Source organism: Paenibacillus terrae, assembly GCF_000943545.1.
Taxonomy (GTDB): domain Bacteria; phylum Bacillota; class Bacilli; order Paenibacillales; family Paenibacillaceae; genus Paenibacillus; species Paenibacillus terrae_A.
Genome location: NZ_JTHP01000044.1, coordinates 24,470 through 41,118, shown reverse-complemented (window position 1 = coordinate 41,118; position 16,649 = coordinate 24,470). Strand labels below are relative to the sequence as shown.

Below are 16,649 nucleotides of genomic sequence, written 5' to 3'. Positions count from 1 at the left end.
AGTGCATTAGTAGGTAAAATGAAAAAGTAAACAGTAATAATTTACTATAATTTAAGAGGTGAACTACCACGCATGGCAAAACTAAAAAGCATTAGACATATGCTCAGAAATGAAGTTCATTGGAATCCGTTCAGTGATAATTATGATAGAGAAAAGATAAAGCAAGATTTGAACAAGTACAAAGAAGCTGTGAAGACTAGTGATGGGGAGAGTGACCTAGACGATCAATATGCTTTAACTATCGCGGCAAAAGGCCCGCTATTTCATTCCATCTTCAAGCAGGTATACGACTATATGAGAGATGCCATCGAGGAAACGAAGGCTCACCCAGAGCATATCATGAAGTTTCTTGTCGCAATCGGGAATTCCGATACGATTCGATTAAATAAAGACATGGCTGAGTGTTTAAGCCAATCTGATCCTATTCGATTGGAAGATATGGAGAATATTCAAATTGACTCAGGGGAAGGCAGACCTAAACTCAATGCTGTAGGTGCTTTCGAAATGCAGGTGGATCTTCTTAACACCTTATTGAATTACTTACGATACTTTATGGATAAGAAAGGGCTTCACGATCACTACGACATGAACCAATTAGTGAATATCTCAAGTTATTTATACGCTTCTTCCAACATGTTTTTCACTGTAAAGGATTCGTATGACAGAATTACTTGGGAAGATGGGAGAATTAAAGAGTTTTCTGAAGACGAGCTTCATCTGATGTTCAAAAACGAGCAATATCTAAAGCTACAAAAGGTCGGACAATTTCGCGTTGAGAAGAATGTATTTGCGGCCACTGTGGAATCCTTTCGATTTACGGACAATTCTGTGCTACGAGGAACGCTGAATTCTATGAGAAAGAAAGCATATCTTAAAGAAGTATCTGTGGATCACCGAGGGTTCGTCTCGATACAAATTTCTAAGACTGATGATTTTCCACTAAACGAAGAAATGTTAATTGGTTTATCCGCAATTGTTTCCTTTTATCCACATATTGATTTAGAACCATTGAAAGGGTTGCAAAGACTGACAATCCGAGATGTGATCCTTCTATATAGTGCCTTGCTGACTTTGGCCAAGGCATTGAGAGATCATTTAAGCCAAATAGAGAAAGTTGACTATACGGAACTCAAAAGATTATTTATAAGAATCAAGAAAAAAGAGCTACTTTCCTATTTACAAAAGGTTACCACTTTTTCAAAATCACAAATCGAGTCGTTTCTTTCAATTATCGAAAACGATCTGTACAACATGAACAAAAAAAAGAGAATCAATCTTTGGGCAAGACCATTGGTAAAATCTAGGGAGGTTTATTTTCTACTTTTAGCTAGCCTTCAGGCACCCAATTACTTGCAACTCATAGACGAATGGTTGGAGTCGGCAAATTATTCACTGGATGCGAGGGGATTTGCGCTGGAAAAATTCTTGAAAGAAGAATTACAAAGTTATCTTAAGGACAAGGGTAAGTACGCAGTGATTCCTAATAAACAGAAATTCTATGCAAGTAAGAGAGAATTCGAAGAAATAGATCTTATTGTCTCAATGGAAAAAATGATTCTTATCGCGGAAGTTAAGAACATAAAATATCCAATGGAAGCGAGAGATTATCATAACGGCTATAAACGTTTAAAGCAAGGCGCAGAGCAAATTAAGCGGAAACGTGATTATTTGCTGCGGCATAGCTCGGTTTTCGATTCTGAACTCCGCGGCATCGAAGGGAAGAGCATTCACGCTGTGGTGATCTGCAACTATCCGCATTTTACCGGGATGGAGATTGATGGTGTATCGGTAATCGATTATATGGCGCTTCAGAGTTACTTTGATAAGGGAGAAATTAAAAAGATGAAAGTATTCTTCGAGGGTGAAAATCAGCAATCGAAAGTCTTGGAAAAGAATAGTATGTGGAATAATATGAATGAATTTTACGAACGATTCGAATCGTATTTAAAACTGCCCACCGTAGTCAAGAACCTTCTGGAATTGATCAGAATAAAGGAGAGTCGAATTACGCTCGAGGAGGCAACTGTTCAGATGTCAATGCAAGTTGCAGTAATTAATAACGCGCAATCTATAGACTAACAATAATCCACAAACCGGATATGATACGTCTAAAACAACGGTAGTCTAGGACTAAGTTTCGCGTCCAAGACTGCCGCTGTTTCTATTATTGGAATCAGTCTATTTTTTACTGGTTGTTACATGGATCGACCGCTTCATTGTTTATTAGGCATGAGTTCAAGACCTGGGTTATCTTCCCCCTATCATGACTATTGCATTTCTCTTTGCCATACCTCATTTTTTCAATAATCCAGCAAGCGACCCAACAGGTTAACCTTTCAAACCGTACACCAATGTCTGAGTCCTTGTGGATTGCTGATGGTCATACGCTCCTTCTTCGTGTTCCCAACCGTTCGACTTCGGCTAAATAGACTTTTCCTGCCGATGTTGATGGCGAGCTACCCGGTCCAGATAAGGGGATGCCTACATCCCAATAAAAGCACCGGCAGACCAAAACTCATGAAGTCCTGCCACCGCTGTTTAAAAATCAGAATTTGGTGGCGGTAAATGCTATAATCTTATTTATTGGTACAGATACAACGTGACTGAAAGGAGAAATTACCACGATGAGTGAAAAGAGATCATTGCAGGAAGCCTTTAACGCGACTTCTGTTCAGTTGGCTGGCCACGGCAAAAGACATATCGAAGTTTTGAAAAAGCTTTTGCCGAATTAGAGGGGACTCTTGGCAGCGACATGTATGGAGAGTACAAGGTGATCGGGAATTTCGAGACCGAAATGGCGGAAGTGCTGGGCAAGGAAGCAGCAGTATTTTTCCCAAGCGGCACGATGGCAATGCAAATTGCCCTCAGAATCTGGTGCGACCGCAAAGAAATGAAGACAGTAGCTTATCAGCCTTTGTGCCATCTGGAGATTCATGAGAAGGCGGACTTAAAGAGCTGCACCATATTGTCCCTGTAATGCTTACCGACAAAGACCGCTTAATTACATTAGATGATGTGAAAAATATGGGAACGGAAATAGTCTGCCTCTTGCTAGAATTGCCGCAGCGCGAAATCGGCGGCCAACTGCCAGAGTATTCGGAACTTGAAGCCATTTCAGCCTATTGCCAGGAGCATGGAATCATCATGCATCTAGACGGGGCGAGATTGTTCGAGGTATTACCTTATTACGGCAAAACAGCCGGTGAGATATGTGGATTGTTCGACAGTGTGTATATATCTTTCTATAAGGGCATTGGGGGGATTGTAGGCGCGATACTAGCATAGGGTATTACATTACCGTTAGAGCCGGTCTCGAGCATGTTCCAGGAGCAAGTTAAACAGGTTTTGATCGCAGTTTATGAGCAAGGGGAGCAAAGAAGTTTGTGGCCGAACATGGACGTCTATTACGAAAAAAAACCGATGATGTACTGTTTCTTTATGATGGTGACCAAGCAGGTAATGATGGTGCTCTATCCGCAGGACGGATACTGACTGAAAAGGGTATCAATACGTTAGTTGGAGAATTGCCAAGTGGACAAGATCCTGCTGAGATCATTCATTCTCAAGGGATAGATGCTTTCAAGAAATCTATCAAAATAAGTACATATAAACGATTGGAAATGCGAGATATTCTCTAAAATTATTTACTGGATGAGATAGAGGAATATATTCAGGAAATAAAAAATTTAGATAGTACGTCTATAGGTGATGGATCAGTTCTATGAAAGGTGTGAATCGCAATGGCAGCAGAAAAAAAGAATCCATCCAAAACTTATTCTGTTTCATCGCAGAATACAGTAGCCGAGTCAACTATCGCTCTCCGAAATGTAATCAAGCAAGAACACGACCTTGATGTGGATGTAAAGGTCAGGATTCATGGTTGGCCTATTACACTTCATCTTGCAAAACTGGCCATGAAGGACATGGTGGCGGGTACTGAAGGATGGAAAAGAAACTGTAGAGAGATTCCAGACTATCTGGATAACGGTAAAAATAAAGGGATTCTGAATGTTATTGGTGCAAAAGGAACAGGAGTGAACAAAGGACTGGAGCTGATTATCTTCAAATCAGAAGGGGAAAAGATCCAGCGCCCGCGTGCAATTCCTATGAATCTTGAAAAGTATAGTAAAGAAGCCTATGCGATCATGTCTATTCGTTCGATTATTCGGGAACTTTATGGTGTTGATGCTTCCATAGAGGTGCAGGCTAAAGTGAAAATACCGGAATACTACATGAGACCTTCAAGTAATCCGAACGTCACTATAGAAACTGCAAGGGAGATTTTGTCTTCGGTGGCAATTGGAACAAAGTGGGTGAAACACGAACTGACACGGCAACACACATCCTCCTGGGGTACTTATGATTTAGGTATATCAGGGAACAACGTGAATTTTAGTATTTCTATTGATCTACCGAATAAATCACAGGACTAGGCTTACACTTCCCATAGACATGAGCTGCTGATGGGTATATGGGATACCAAGTAATAAAAAATAAATAATCATGTGCATGGGGGCGGTAAGATATGACCCAATTCTCAGTAGGACTATTTGATCGCTTGTTCGGAAAGAAAACTACGCTTGAATTATCTGATGGTAATGGGGGTATTGTTAAGCGTACCGTAACGGAAAAGTGGTTAGAAACAATGCAGGAACAAGGAAAAATATCGGTTGTTAGAGAATCTGCTTTAGATTCAATAAGTACCGAAATGGCAGTGGGATTCGTCTTTAAGGCGGCTATGGATGATCTTCCTTTGAAGTGGGAAAATATCAAAAGCGAAATAATAGGATACGATGTAATTTTTAAGGATGTCCCTGAAGAATGGGCTCAGTTTGAGTTCATACTTGCTTCGATTGGGCTAGACTTATTAGCAGTATACAACCTTTATTCTAAAGAGCAAGCAATTGAAATACATGAGCAGGTATTAACGATGGTCGGTCAGATGGACGAGATCGGGGAGAACTCGTCAACAGCCGTACATGATTATTATTTAGTGGCATCGGATGCGGTGAGTAACGCAGAAAGCCCTTTGGAATATGTAGCTTCTTTTTTATGTCATAGACTTGATCTTGCAGAAGATATTGGACCAATCGCCTTAACAGGTATTATGGCTGGTATTACACAACTCGCGGGAAAATGGAGATGGATTAAACAAAACTTCACCGTGTCCGCTTAACTATAGGAGGAAGTCAAAATGAACGAGGAATTTAATAAAAAGATGGCTGAGTTACTGATTACTCCAAGAAAATTTGAACTAGGTCCTCCGATGTTCTGGTGCGACATTTGTAAAAAATTCAGACCCATTAATAGTCAACTTAAAATTGGAATACAAGTCTGTAAAGATTGTTCTACCATCATCTCGTTGGAGGAATGAAAGATTGGGGAAAATGAATCTACCAGAAATACATAAACGAACCTTTATAGTGGAAAAAGCCATAGGCGCTTTTGGAATGGAAATAGGCAAGCTGTACGAAGAAAATAAAACGACTTTATACAACATAAGTGAGCCTAGGAATAGATCTTTCTGTAGGATTTGAGAAAAATCGGCTCATAATGGACGAAAAATCGGGCTTTCCTGTCAATACATCACATACAGCCAATTCTCCATCCAGTGTTGTTCCAGGGCTCATTGCAGCTGCTGCGGCTGTTATAACTTCCCCAAAGCGGGATGTAATCTCATTTTTATGACGCGTATACATCCGGATCTGATCCATATGGGGTTGGACTGACCGCGTGGCTGAGAGAAACCGGAGAGTCTTCTTGTTTTTACGAACTCAGTGTCGGCGATCTGTACGGGATCATCTCCAAATCGAAGATTAAAGATGTGATTGAGCTGCTGGATCGGCTGATGAAGGAAGCCTGATAAGACCAGTACCTCCCCTGTATATATGTTCCTATCGACTTTTAACCATCAAATAAGGATGAGCCAATTTTGAAAGTATTCATCAAGGTTTCTCATCCAATAATAAGCTATAGCTTAGAACAGATTATGGTTTTTGAGATACATCAACTATTCCCCAGTTAAAACTCACCTCACAGTTGCTCATATTTTCGATTTCATCACATTTAATTTACAATAAAGCGGATTCCCTGATCTGTGTAGTAAATTAAATAAGGATGATCTCTGCTGTCATACTTGATGAAACCTAGAAATTCTAGCCATAGAGCATCTATAAAGGGATACAGCCAGTTAAAAAATAGTTCTGCTTCTCCTCTATCTTTATACACCGACCTTACAAATAAGAATAAACCTTCATCCGTCCAGTCTTTTTCAAAGATAGAAACCTTTATAGGAGCGCCGACAGGATCATTATATGTACTCAACATGCTTGCCCACCGTTTAGCTTTAAAGAGTGGATGCTCAGGCAAAATTGTAGGCTCTTGCGAACGAAGGGAGGCCATATACTCAAGAACTTCAATAATATTCTTTGGTGTGTCTACTTTTAATTTCAGACGTATATTCAGTTCAGAAAAATCCCCCATAAAAAATCACCTTACAGTCTAATATTTTTTTCAGAATTTGATTTGAAATACTCTTCTTGATATTTCATTCTCATATTTCTTTTATAATAAGAAGATCACGACTATTCAAATTTTAAAATTGCCGCAGAATCTTTTTTAATCTTTTGGATCATAAGCCATTGCATAAAGAACAGAGACTAAAGCACGTACAGCAATAGAGAATGTTAAGAAAATGCGCGATCACCTATCTATCCCAGAGATCCCTCTGTTAATTTAACATATTAGAAAGATAGTCTTCCCATTCCTCTGATGCACGACAAGAAAGGGAGGAAGATCGCATCTATGTCAAAAGTACGAGTTTCAATTACCCCGGCCAGAGTATCTGCGCTTTGATTGGATTTTATATATAGCAATTGAGCGATAGGGATGTCGGCCACCCCTATCGTTCACCTCTATGTTATATGAACTTGCTCTCCTGAAATGGGTGTGATAGGATGAAACTATTGATATTGACGATTTTGACTCCGGCATGCGCCATAAGAGTCAATCATGCAGATAAAAGCGCTCCTCCGAGTGAACGATTAGCCTTAGGGTCGAATTCCACCTTACGTGCGATCGTTTATTGGGAGGGACGTTTTTTTTTGTGCCAATTCACAACCCAATCAAATCTAAGCTAGACAAGGAGAAAGAATATGCCAGAATTTAAAATGATCAGTAGTGAAGGTATCCGCAGACTACACACGAAGGACCTGCTCATAGCAGTAAAAATCACATGTGATTACGATGGCGACCTATTCGCTGATGATCGCCGTCTAATTTCCTGCCTAAACTTCACTCGGGCGGATAACACCCGAAAGCTGCTGGAGTACGGCATCACCTCATACGTGAACCAGCGGAGCCAATGCTGGAACTACCGTTACACGGACCCGACTAAGAATCTCGAAAACTATTACGTAAATCCCTATCATTATCCGTGGGGTGAGGACCATAAGATCGCTTTTACGATCAATGAGTACCCCGAATCCGATCAGGATCACATGTTCACTTCACTTGCTGGCGTTATGGAGTTTGTACGTAATACGGTTGCAGGCTCACCATTTCAGCATGACATGGACGCGGACATTTATGTAAAACTTTTTGGTGCAGACGGGCTTATTGACTTCGCGTATGGGGATTGGAAAAACGAAGGCGAACCTGAGATATTTGCTCTCGTAAAGGAAGGCCTCAAGCCGAAGTATGGGGCCAAACATTATATGCAGAAACGTTATGATAAACTGCAGACAAAATTTGGTGGTTACACATTAATCCCTGCCCCCGCGCAAAGTCCCGGATTGTTCAAGGCTGGTGAAGTCATCGTACTTGAGACTGCCATTAATGGTCTTGACCAAGATGAGCTTTATCTCATCTGTGAAGTTGAAACATCTGGTGAAGAGCCGGAGTTTACGATTCAAGCCCTTAAAGACTATAAGGTCAGTGCGAAGGTGCTAAGCAACATGATAGCAGTTCCGAAGATTGGAGTAAAAAATTGAATACCATCTGACATCTAAAGCATCTCATTTTAAAAGAAAAGGAATGCCAAGTCATATGAGCATTCCTTTTCTCACTTAAGAAGGATACGTTATGACTTAACTAACTTTAGATTAAATAATGTAGCTAAACCTGAAGGAGGGTTATGTATTGAAAAATACAATTGTTAATATATTCGAATATCAAAAACTTATGGGCGCTGTCATTACAGGACATGAAGACGATGCAAGGGAGTTTTTTTCAGAGGCCACACTGGATATTGTGCTCTCCGTCAATGAATTAGGGTATGGAATAAACCCTAATCAACTGTCTAATATGCTTTCGATGTTCGATCCTTCTGAAACCTTATTTCCTTTCTCTTTCGCCATTAGAGATTATATGGTTGTAGGCTTTTTGCAAGAAGATTCGCATACGAAGTATCAGTATTTCACCAACATTCATCTCTTCGACAGCCTATTTGAATTGTTGAGTGAATTTCTAGTCGATCTTGAGGAACTAGGCTTCCCAACAGGTACTCATAGAACGGCAATCGGCCTTCGCATTTCGGTTATTGAAGACTCTCCAACATAACCTATGAACAATACGTATACTCTCTGTCAAAGAGCGTATCTTTTTTAACAGCCATAAATTTGAGTAGTGTAAGTGACGGATTTGTTGGGTTATAATGAATTTAAAAAATTGCACGATGGGGGGAGTATGGGATGTTGAGTAATATAGTAGGATTGGTTATTGCTGCTTGTATTTTTTATATAGCTAAAAATAAAATCAGCGCTCCAAAACGTTCCTGGTTCTTTTTTTTATCAACCTTTGTGGTTCTTGTTAATTTATCCGCATTAGCAATTCGATACTTATCATTAGTATAAAACTTGAAAGGTTGTATTATCCCTTTAAGTAGACACTCTTAAAAACCTGATGTGTTACCATCAGGAAATGAGTGAACTTAGAGGGGTATCCTAACCGATTGAAGCGTCAGTTCCATGCGAATTCTCCGAAGCAAAAGTTAGTCACCGATATTACGTATATCTCGGATAGAACCCGATTTTATTACCTGTCAGCCATCAGGATTTGTTTAACAATGAGATCGTTGCGTGGCAATGATCTGAGCGTAACGATGTGAAGTTGGTGCTGGATACAATTGAGCAGTGGACACGAAAAAGAGACGTGTCAGAAGCCGTGCTCTATTCAGATCAAGGCTTCCAATACACGTCTCGAAGCATTCGGCGTCAAAAGCAGCCTCTCTCGCAAAGCAAACTACCTAGATAACGTATGCATCGAATCCTTTTTTTCTCATCTTAAGACTGAGAAGTTGTACCTTCACCAGTGTAAGTCAGAAGCAGAGATTCATCAAGCCGAAGAGGAATACATCTACTTTTATAACTACCAAAAGTTTCAGGCAAAACGCAAACAGCGCGCACCGATTGAATATCGGTACGTGCTGGCTACATAACTTTTTTCATCTGTCTACTTGACAGAGGTATGACTAAGGGGACCGTTTACATTGGGTTTTGTTTACAAAGAACTGTTGCACAGCTCTTTTTTGATCGATTTCTATTTCTCACTAACCAATTGAACCACAAAACGACTTTTTCCACCGCAAGGCCAAGGCCATACAAGAGTGGGTGAAGTATATCCATGCAGAGAGGGACTATCGGTAATTATTACCCTATAGTCTCTCTTTCCTAATAGCTTGATGCTCTTTCTGAAGCTTTACATGTGGATGTTGCCTATGTTATGGCTTATTATAGATGTAGTAAAGATGAACCATCAAGGATCACAATCTTAGAGGTGTAAATAAAGCCGAAAGGAAGATGACCAAGTTTTTGCTGTGTTAGATTAGTGGTTCTTTTGAATTAATTATTTCCATAGACTATCGAACATCATTATGATATATTGTAAACTTTCCATTATAAAATTAGACTCTGGCACGCGCCGGCGGTCATTTAATCATAAGCGCTCCTTTGAGTGAATGTTCTACCTAAAGGTAGGAATGCATTTCTATGCGAACATTCATTGAGAGGAGCGCTTTTTTGCGTCTTCAAATTCAAATTCTAACATGAGAAGGAGAACATAAGTATGAATGAACAAACAGCGTTGCGAGCTCTAACCCAACTTACAGGCAGAAGTGAGGATCAATTTCTTTTGACTGCAGATCATGGAAATCTGGGCTTGGTATTTACAAAAGAAGGAGAGGATTTTTATGTTCAACTCGAAGCTGAGTTTGCCAAGAATCCCCCAGAAGAAATCGTTGCAGTACAAATTGTAGGTACTTTTGAGGGAATAACCGTGTACTGTGAACAACAGATTCAAGATGTCGATAATAAAAAGCAGCTCGTGGCGAAAGACGAACTGGGATTCTATCGATTGCTGGAATCGTCTGATGGGAAGCTTTTCGACATAGTAGTGGACAAAGTAAAAGCTGAAAGTCGGAAGGCTGCGTGGGACTATTTCAAACTAAAAGGATTGGTTTTTAGTTACCATCCGTTACAAATCCAAGATCCAATAACAAGCAAAATCGAAATCTTTAATCAGAAACTGATGGCGATGGATGCATCAAGTGAAGATTACAAGCTGGTCGATCTTCCTACGGAGTTGTTGCTTACTAAAGAAAAACTTGATGCCTGGAAAAAAGCCGCTGATGCTGGTGCTCTGATTGTAGGTGGGGTTGATTGCCGGTATTTAATCGTTGTGAAGGAAGTTAAACCGATTGAAGGCGGACTAGTAGATCAAACCTATGGCTTTCTGAATATCGATGATGCGGGATGGACACTTTGTGAGCCTTCATTCCCTTCGACCGACGAATTGATTGAATGGTTTGCATTTAATCTTGAGAATCCCATTGTCGAAGTGATCTCCAGTAATCTGGTAGAGTATCTCTTGAGCCCGGATGCAAAGATATTTGTAGAGCTTGCCTAGAAGACCCAGGTTTACTCAATGTCAGAAATAAATGAAATAAAAGGGCTCTTGGAGAAAATCCAGGAGTCTTTTTTATGTACACTTAAAATTCATTTTTAATTAGACTGCAATTAAGAAAACTTAATTTATCATCCACGTAATTAATCTGAAGAAGCGAGACCAAATATTTTTTTAAGTAACACCTTGCTTCTTTCTACCAGGAGAGACCAGCACTTTTCAACTCACTTCTAAAATGATAATATGACCTAAAGATATTATTCAATTTGTCCCAAGCACGCGCTATAGGGATAACGAGTGTTAGGAATACACTTTAACGAGAGTGGACCAATCTGCCATTTACGGTAGCATGCCTTTTTACGGGCTTATAGGTCTTTTGTCGTTAAGGTGTATTTTTTTGCGCCTTATCACAACCCAATACATCACAATAAAAGGAGAGATTTTAACAATGAAAAAGATTTCCCCAGCGACAATTACGAAAGCGCAAGCTGCTGCTTTAGAGGCAGTGAGAAGCAATCCAAACTATTTTAACGATGCAGAAATACTAAATGTACATTCTAAGAACTCAAATGGTTGGAACACTGAATACCAAGCCTTAAATGGGATGGAATACAGACAGCTTAAAAAAACACTGAAATACGGGTATACAACTCACGTTAAAGTAAAACGAATTGTAGTAACTCGTGGCGAAGGACCAAGCTCCGAGTGCCGCATACCCCACAATGCAACAAGCTGGGAGGATGCTGACAAGATTCTAAAACGAATGGCTTTGACAGCCCCAAATTTAGGATACGACAAAACAGATTTCGTAATTCTGTTCACCAATGGTGACGTATACAGCGGGACATATGGTTTAAAACGCGAGGATCGATTTTCAGCAAGTTTGTATGGACATGTTACTGACCATTGCGAATTTTACGGTGGTATTTGTAAGAGACTTCCTAATCATATCAAGGAAGATCAATACCAATCTCTCGTAGGAGAAAATGCTGTCGAATATCTTCTCTTGTTGGATAATGTCATTTATCCAAGCGCAAACCAGGAAGGCCTTGATCCTGAACTTATTCAATCTGTATTGGCTAAGCCAAATACCAGAGAAACTAAACGTTACTTAGGGACGCTTGAAACAAACTTCACGCTTCAAAAGGTAAAGAATGATTTCAACAACACCATGTTCTATGTGTATTCTAATGGGTCGAGACACAATTCTTTTAAGAGTCATGAGGCGCTGAATCGATGGATGGAAAAATTCGGATTAACATTAGGAGAAGAAATCCGAGACTACACTTACCGTATCAACGGAGCTTATCGAGTCACCATGATTCAGGACCGAGAAGGTTATTTACACCTGCCTCAAATCGCTATTCTAATGAATGGAGGAATGGTTCGAGCCTATAAGGATGTTACTCCTGATGTAACCAACATCTATGTTGTTACTAATTACAAAGAGGAGTTCCAGTTCGATTACAATAAACCAAGTGGTCAATGGTATCTACGAAAATTCTTTTGGGACAAATAATTGGACATACTGTGAATAATTTATCAGGTTAAACTAATTTACTATAGAAGAATAGACATAAAGAAAAGCTGATGAGCATTAATAATAAAGAGAAAAGCAGGGTTTCCCCTGCTGTATGTGACTTGCGTTTTTTCTAATTCTAAGTATTAAGAATATCAAATAAATCTTTGGAGGTTTTCAATTATGTCAGTTAAGATGATTAGCAATATTACTTTTAGCAAGGTTTTAAATTCACTTTTCTATAACTACCACCATCGTATAAAGCCATACATGGAGCAATTCCAGGACTACAACAAAATGAAAGGTTTAGTTGAAGAATTACGTTTAGCCAATAAAAAATCATACGCATTAAGATACAAATACAATGAGGAAGTTCAATATTTTGGACTTGTGTATGACTCGAATGAGAAATTCCCCAATAACACCTCTACATTAAAAGCGTTGCAAGCTATCAAATATAATATAGAACTGCCTGAAAACGAATTCGATTACACCTTTATAAATACAGCTATTGAGGTTTTGAAAAATGCCATAATTGAAGATTTAACAGAATGGCAGGAAGCTGAATGGGGCTAAAACAGAAGAATTTAGAATGTTTCCGATAGAAGAAAGAACTCATATGAAATGTAAATCATCGCTTCCAGCTTGAAATCAATTAAGATTTGCTCTGTGTACGAGAGTGGTACATTTCGTACTGTAGATCTTAAACTACAAAAAAGACTATCTGGCCAAATGAACTGTGACCCGTATAGATGGAAACTTTGAAAAAGGTGACCCTCTCGCGGGTCATTTGTGCTTTAATCAAACTATCGAAAACATCGGAGGAACATGTATGAGTAAATCGAGAGGATCGACCAAAATAATTACTGAGCGTGAGATCAAACAATTAGAATTAAAGCCCCATGTACAGAACGTTAACGAGAAAAGTATTACCTATTCAGCTACTTTTAAGCTGGCTGCCGTTCAAGACTACAAGAAAGGCCGAGCTCCGATGGATATTTTTCTGAGCGCAGGCGCAGGATTTGACTTAGATATCATCGGTCGCACTAAGCCGTTGGCGACAAACTTATGCCCTTCATGGGGAATCGGGACTTCTAGAGATGGAGAATGATTTTCTAAAAAAGCTAGAGGCGCTCGAAAAGCAGAAGATTTAGTGGAACTGTTAACTCCTTCCGAGCGCTTTCAAATAAAATATGTATTTGATGAACGTTTTCCAAGTCCAACTCTAGTGCAGCAGTTTTATTCTAGAAATTTCAAGTATCAGGTGCTAACAGGCTTTAATGTCGAAGAGGTTAAACTTCAGGATAAAGAAAAGGCTGCAGTAAAAGTAAATCTTAAATATAAGGATCAGCAAGTCATTCTTCAGTCTCTTACAATGATCAAGAAAGATGGGGAGTGGAAAGTATACATACCACCTCGGAGGAAACAGTAGAAGGGATTCAATAGTTTTACTAACTTATTTATATCCATGCATTCACTATATACTAAAGGAGAATTCTCTGAAACCGTATAGCTTAATTATTACAGATATAATATATTGGGTTTAATCGCTCTTCATAGTGAATGATCCACCTTTGGCCAAAGTTAGGTCTTATGTGCGATTGTTTATTGGGAAGAGCGTTTTTTGTATTTTCACAATCTATTAAATCAGAATGAGAGTCAAGGGTTCTATTAGGTGAAAGTAGTTCATATATTTTAAATTGGAGGTGTTCATTTAAGGCCCTTTAAAACTATTCCTCAACACCATCCGTTAATAATATTTTTTAAAACAATTACTTAAAACAATAAAAGATAAAACCTTTTGTTAATACCTTTTTATAGACTCATTTCCCTAATGAAAATGCTTGATAATACTGGTTTATTTCGACTGTTAAAATGTAGAAAAAGTAAGTAAGGTTCCAAATCCAGAGTCTTTTAACTTCTACGCACAGCCTATAAATCGAATTCCAGAGTCTTAAAAACCTTGCACACTAAAACTATTACGTAATCCCAATTGATATTTTATTTATGAACAGTGTTGAAAAACCTAATCACAAACTGAAAAACGTTATCCACAGATATTTTTAATGAATAACCTATTTTATGTAAGAATGGAACGATGACTATAGGGATTAAGAAGGTTATGGAACTAAGATAACTTTTTTAAAGATGGGGAACGAGAGAGGTAAATCATAAAAACACATGACAAATAGCAGTAGGTATCATAAACAAAAATACCTACTGCTATAATCTGTATGTAATTTGGAAAAGAAAATTTTTGGGCACAACAAATAAACCTTAGAGTTCCTTAAAAATTTCTAGAGTGCCCATTTCCTCTCTTCGGCTTTCCTCTTAGAAAGTAACTTTTCAATCTCTTGCTTAATTTCTAAGATAGGAGCTGGAAGAGACTTTATCCTATAATAATTTTGTATAAACCATTCAGGACTTTGACGAAACCTATTAAGCCAGCAAAGATTTATTCGGCAAAGTTTATCCCATATAATTTGATATTGGAGATTAGCAGCTTGAATCAGTTTTTGATTGACCTCAGATACTTGCTCATTGCTAAAGAGATTGGATTCCGCCAGTTGTTTCTTTTTGCTTATCCCTTCAAGATCCATCGAAAGTTGGACAGCATAATTAAGCTCAGCTGCTTCCATCACCGCACGGAAATAGGCGCTGATTTGGTCTAGCTCATTCTTTTCATCATTAACTACATATTCATCATCTTCTCTATAGATCATTTTAAAGAATCCCTGGGAACGCATTTTATTTTTTTGAATATTGTAGAGAGCAGTGTCAAAAATTTCAGTTGCATATTCGTATCCGAACTTAGCATAATAATCTTCCATAACTTTTGCTATTTGCCAAACTGCTTTGCGGGATAAAAATTCTAAGCAAAAACGGTGCTTTCTGAGCTGTTTTATAACCCAGAGTTCTGCTCCCTCGGAATAGACTTCACCCATCTCCAACCACTCAGGATAAACGTTTAACACTTGAAAGTTTTCATTATAAATTTTCATTTTCAGATACTTCGAGGCTTTCTCCAAAATGTGCAATGCTTCTTTTCGAGTACGGATGTTGAGCAGACCTAACGGACCATAGAGATCGCTAATATACCCCCAACGGAAGTTACCGGGGATATAAACCAGTTCCTTTCCAACGTAATGGAGAACAAAACGCTGGACATTTCGATCTTCACTTAAAAACGAATCGGATAAAAAAAAGATGAAGTTTTTCGCATAGAGACCGTTTTTCTCCGTTTCTTCTTTATCTCGTACAAAGACAAATTGTTTAAAGAATAGTCTTCCATTCTCATCATAATAGACAATTTCTTCATGAGTTAGTTTTTGTAGAAGAACAGAGATTCGATAGCTGGAGGTTCCCAAACGTTTCGCAAGCTCAACCTTTGTGAGGGGGACTTCGCCGCCATAAGCACAGACAGTACCAAGTAACAACTTAAGCTTAAAGAGTAGGCGAGTGTCATTATGTAATGTTCGAGCATCGAACAGCGCGGGGTGATGTTTCATGGGTTGCCACTCCTCCTTTTTTCCAACAAAAAGTGTACAGGAAATAAAGGGGTATGACTTTTACTTTTTGTGATGGCGTGATATACTAAAACCACATCTACAAAGAAGTAAAGCCAAGACCCCGACTCCTCATTATCTAATAAGTGCTGGTCGCCAAACTTACCACTTATTAGATATATAGTTGGGTTCTTTTTTTTGCACTTCATATGTTAGAAAACTTAATTCTATGAAACTTTTAACTACAAAAAAGATTATAACATTGCCGATACCGATTGAAAACAACACAAAAAGTACGAGATTAGCGTAAGAAAATCTAAAAGTAAGATGTGAATGGGGAATTCATGATAAGTACTTTAGTACGAACAAACGGTAATAAAAATGCTGAAACCTTACTTTGAGAGGGAAAATTTTCAATTCCTTAAGTTTTTTTTAAAATTTAAGATCGTTTTGAACGAATATTTCGTAATAAAACTGTAAAAGTACGAATATTTCGTAATAAAATAATTAAAGTACGTGGAAATGGTGAGAAAATTCGTGAATAACCTAAATTCATGAAAGAAAAGAGGTGAAATTTTTTTCAAACAGTACGAGAAAAACGTAATAATTATTTTCTTCTATTCAATTAGTACGAGAAAAACGTAATAAAAATAGTTAGTACGAGGAAAGAGTAATAAAAAATTAGATGGTACGAATAAAAAGTAATAATCCCGTCGCATTTTCTA

Annotated in this window: 16 protein-coding genes and 1 pseudogene; 15 read left to right on the top strand and 2 right to left on the bottom strand. The window is 38.5% G+C overall.

The genetic code is table 11. The features are described 5' to 3' along the window. Positions 1-72 precede the first annotated feature (72 nt). The 6 genes and pseudogenes from QD47_RS19520 (at position 73) to QD47_RS19500 (ending at position 5,374) form a co-directional block, all read left to right on the top strand. Positions 73-2,079 carry an NERD domain-containing protein gene (locus QD47_RS19520; protein ID WP_044647703.1) on the top strand — a complete coding sequence of 669 codons (2,007 nt, stop codon included), beginning with the start codon at positions 73-75 and terminating at the stop codon, positions 2,077-2,079. Positions 2,080-2,624: 545 nt separating this feature from the next. Then, a pseudogene (locus QD47_RS30995) lies at positions 2,625-3,282 on the top strand (threonine aldolase family protein); the annotation flags it as partial. A gap of 101 nt (positions 3,283-3,383) precedes the next feature. Next, complete coding sequence (locus QD47_RS30125) at positions 3,384-3,638, top strand: toprim domain-containing protein (protein WP_052646813.1); 255 nt, start codon at positions 3,384-3,386, stop codon at positions 3,636-3,638. Between the two features lie 102 nt (positions 3,639-3,740). Continuing rightward, entirely contained in the window at positions 3,741-4,433 is a 693-nt protein-coding gene (locus QD47_RS19510; protein ID WP_044647702.1) for a hypothetical protein, read from the top strand. A 92-nt stretch (positions 4,434-4,525) separates the two neighbouring features. After that, entirely contained in the window at positions 4,526-5,176 is a 651-nt protein-coding gene (locus tag QD47_RS19505) for a hypothetical protein (protein WP_044647701.1), read from the top strand. Positions 5,177-5,194: 18 nt separating this feature from the next. Then, a complete protein-coding gene (locus QD47_RS19500; RefSeq protein ID WP_044647700.1) occupies positions 5,195-5,374 on the top strand; it encodes a hypothetical protein in 180 nt (59 codons plus the stop codon). Between the two features lie 692 nt (positions 5,375-6,066). On the opposite strand, the gene QD47_RS32595 is transcribed toward QD47_RS19500, so the two are convergent. Beyond that, on the bottom strand, positions 6,067-6,483 hold the full coding sequence (locus tag QD47_RS32595) for a hypothetical protein (RefSeq protein ID WP_044647699.1): 417 nt from the start codon (positions 6,481-6,483) through the stop codon (positions 6,067-6,069). A 671-nt stretch (positions 6,484-7,154) separates the two neighbouring features. Between QD47_RS32595 and QD47_RS19490 the strand changes: the two genes are divergently transcribed. From QD47_RS19490 to QD47_RS19455, 9 genes are all read left to right on the top strand, one after another. After that, positions 7,155-7,991: a hypothetical protein gene (locus QD47_RS19490; protein WP_044647698.1), complete on the top strand. Its 837-nt coding sequence runs from the start codon at positions 7,155-7,157 to the stop codon at positions 7,989-7,991. Between the two features lie 148 nt (positions 7,992-8,139). Next, positions 8,140-8,559, top strand: coding sequence for a hypothetical protein (locus QD47_RS19485; protein ID WP_044647697.1), 420 nt, complete (start codon positions 8,140-8,142; stop codon positions 8,557-8,559). A gap of 131 nt (positions 8,560-8,690) precedes the next feature. After that, entirely contained in the window at positions 8,691-8,852 is a 162-nt protein-coding gene (locus tag QD47_RS32185; protein ID WP_161797187.1) for a hypothetical protein, read from the top strand. 272 nt (positions 8,853-9,124) lie between these two features. Beyond that, entirely contained in the window at positions 9,125-9,436 is a 312-nt protein-coding gene (locus QD47_RS30120; RefSeq protein ID WP_052646812.1) for an IS3 family transposase, read from the top strand. A 626-nt stretch (positions 9,437-10,062) separates the two neighbouring features. Next, entirely contained in the window at positions 10,063-10,902 is an 840-nt protein-coding gene (locus QD47_RS19475) for a hypothetical protein (RefSeq protein ID WP_044647696.1), read from the top strand. A gap of 445 nt (positions 10,903-11,347) precedes the next feature. Next, entirely contained in the window at positions 11,348-12,418 is a 1,071-nt protein-coding gene (locus QD47_RS19470; RefSeq protein ID WP_044647695.1) for a hypothetical protein, read from the top strand. 183 nt (positions 12,419-12,601) lie between these two features. Continuing rightward, on the top strand, positions 12,602-12,994 hold the full coding sequence (locus tag QD47_RS19465; protein ID WP_044647694.1) for a hypothetical protein: 393 nt from the start codon (positions 12,602-12,604) through the stop codon (positions 12,992-12,994). Between the two features lie 256 nt (positions 12,995-13,250). Continuing rightward, complete coding sequence (locus QD47_RS19460) at positions 13,251-13,529, top strand: hypothetical protein (RefSeq protein ID WP_052646811.1); 279 nt, start codon at positions 13,251-13,253, stop codon at positions 13,527-13,529. 42 nt (positions 13,530-13,571) lie between these two features. Further along, positions 13,572-13,850 carry a DUF4878 domain-containing protein gene (locus QD47_RS19455; protein WP_044647693.1) on the top strand — a complete coding sequence of 93 codons (279 nt, stop codon included), beginning with the start codon at positions 13,572-13,574 and terminating at the stop codon, positions 13,848-13,850. 865 nt (positions 13,851-14,715) lie between these two features. Here QD47_RS19455 and QD47_RS19450 read toward each other — a convergent pair. Further along, the gene (locus QD47_RS19450) at positions 14,716-15,927 is read right to left on the bottom strand and encodes a hypothetical protein (RefSeq protein WP_044647692.1); all 1,212 of its coding nucleotides are present in this window, start codon (positions 15,925-15,927) and stop codon (positions 14,716-14,718) included. Positions 15,928-16,649: the final 722 nt, after the last annotated feature.

What these genes read in the sequence shown, in the direction of transcription:
- QD47_RS19510 (WP_044647702.1), top strand. Translation starts at nt 3,741, where the DNA reads ATGGCAGCAGAAAAAAAGAATCCATCCAAAACTTATTCTGTTTCATCG.
- QD47_RS19465 (WP_044647694.1), top strand. Translation starts at nt 12,602, where the DNA reads ATGTCAGTTAAGATGATTAGCAATATTACTTTTAGCAAGGTTTTAAAT.
- QD47_RS19460 (WP_052646811.1), top strand. Translation starts at nt 13,251, where the DNA reads ATGAGTAAATCGAGAGGATCGACCAAAATAATTACTGAGCGTGAGATC.
- QD47_RS32185 (WP_161797187.1), top strand. Translation starts at nt 8,691, where the DNA reads ATGTTGAGTAATATAGTAGGATTGGTTATTGCTGCTTGTATTTTTTAT.
- QD47_RS19500 (WP_044647700.1), top strand. Translation starts at nt 5,195, where the DNA reads ATGAACGAGGAATTTAATAAAAAGATGGCTGAGTTACTGATTACTCCA.
- QD47_RS19475 (WP_044647696.1), top strand. Translation starts at nt 10,063, where the DNA reads ATGAATGAACAAACAGCGTTGCGAGCTCTAACCCAACTTACAGGCAGA.
- QD47_RS19450 (WP_044647692.1), bottom strand. Translation starts at nt 15,927, where the DNA reads ATGAAACATCACCCCGCGCTGTTCGATGCTCGAACATTACATAATGAC.
- QD47_RS19505 (WP_044647701.1), top strand. Translation starts at nt 4,526, where the DNA reads ATGACCCAATTCTCAGTAGGACTATTTGATCGCTTGTTCGGAAAGAAA.
- QD47_RS32595 (WP_044647699.1), bottom strand. Translation starts at nt 6,483, where the DNA reads ATGGGGGATTTTTCTGAACTGAATATACGTCTGAAATTAAAAGTAGAC.
- QD47_RS19520 (WP_044647703.1), top strand. Translation starts at nt 73, where the DNA reads ATGGCAAAACTAAAAAGCATTAGACATATGCTCAGAAATGAAGTTCAT.
- QD47_RS19490 (WP_044647698.1), top strand. Translation starts at nt 7,155, where the DNA reads ATGCCAGAATTTAAAATGATCAGTAGTGAAGGTATCCGCAGACTACAC.
- QD47_RS19470 (WP_044647695.1), top strand. Translation starts at nt 11,348, where the DNA reads ATGAAAAAGATTTCCCCAGCGACAATTACGAAAGCGCAAGCTGCTGCT.